General features: G+C 58.6%; 2 protein-coding genes. One reads left to right on the top strand and one right to left on the bottom strand.

All coding sequences use genetic code 11. From position 1 onward, the window contains the following. Nucleotides 1–470: UPF0149 family protein (locus DI606_RS20295; protein WP_293985835.1), on the top strand; the 470-nt coding region annotated here is incomplete at its 5' end. 166 nt (nt 471–636) lie between these two features. Here the strand turns inward: DI606_RS20295 and DI606_RS20290 are convergent. Beyond that, the gene (locus DI606_RS20290; protein ID WP_286867551.1) at nt 637–894 is read right to left on the bottom strand and encodes a type II toxin-antitoxin system Phd/YefM family antitoxin; all 258 of its coding nucleotides are present in this window, start codon (nt 892–894) and stop codon (nt 637–639) included. Between the last annotated feature and the right edge of the window lie 145 nt (nt 895–1,039).

Raw genomic sequence — 1,039 nt, 5'->3', positions numbered from 1 at the left:
TGGGCGGTTTCCAGCATTTCACAGACCTCGTTATGCACCATTATCATGTCATCCTGGCCTGCCTGGGTCAGCCGGGCAGCTTCGAACCCGTGCTGGAGATCGACACACGGTCGGACGAGACATTGTGGGAGACGTGGATCGAGGGCTTTGGACAGGCGATGGATCTTGCCCCTTCGGGCTGGCAGCGTGTCCTCAATGACGATGATCCCGGTTGCCGCGCCGCGATCGAGGGTATTCGCGAACTTCGCTCGTTTGCCGATGGGACGAAAAAGCTGTCTCTCACCGCGGAAGACAAATGGGATCGGGAAGCACCTGACCTGATCCCGATCTGGGTCGAGATCCTGCACCAGTGGCGGATTGAAAATGACCCCCACCGACCGGCTGCCATCAAGCGCGAAAAGACGGGGCGTAACGAACCATGTCCCTGCGGGTCGGGCGCCAAATACAAGAAGTGCTGCGGTTTGAACTAAATGATCGCGGACAACTGCGGGCGCGGCATGACCGTCAGCTGGGTCTTCCTCTGCGCGCTTCCAAACCCGTCAACTCGATGAAGTTAGGCGATCGACATCCGCCCCGACTGAAATCGTCTCCGACAAAAGCAGCAGACACGTTCGCTCTTTCACGTGCCGACCGCAATCATCCGGGCATGCCCTCATCGCCATAAAGAAAGTCCTGGCTATTTGTCGCATTGGGGCCAGTTGTCGTCTTGGCTGTGGCGGCCAAGCGCATCTCTTCCAGCAAAACGCGGCGGCTGGCCCTGTCAGTAGGCATATTGACCGGAACAAGACGGACAGCAGCGTGTCCCTCACGGGTCAGGATGATTTCTTCCCCTGCTTCCGCGCGCCGAACAAGGTCGATGAGTTGGCCTGCCGCATCAGATATGGAAATATGCATAGGCCATTATCCCTGGCGTTTGAGAACAGCGGCTCATTTTAGACGGTTGCACAGTTCCATCCAAGGCCGAAACCGGGGGCGGGGACTAAGCCGTGCCCCCGGCCATGTTCAGGCGGCTTGCGCGAAGCTTTGGTCGCCTTCGTTG

This window comes from Sphingobium sp., assembly GCF_003248505.1.
In the GTDB taxonomy this organism is placed as follows: Bacteria; Pseudomonadota; Alphaproteobacteria; order Sphingomonadales; family Sphingomonadaceae; genus Sphingobium.
The sequence above is the reverse complement of the archived record's forward strand: the minus strand, read 5'-3'. Positions and strand labels throughout refer to the sequence as shown.

Bases quoted from the DNA above. Each gene is read 5' to 3' on its own strand.
- DI606_RS20290 (WP_286867551.1), bottom strand. From the start codon at position 894: ATGCATATTTCCATATCTGATGCGGCAGGCCAACTCATCGACCTTGTT.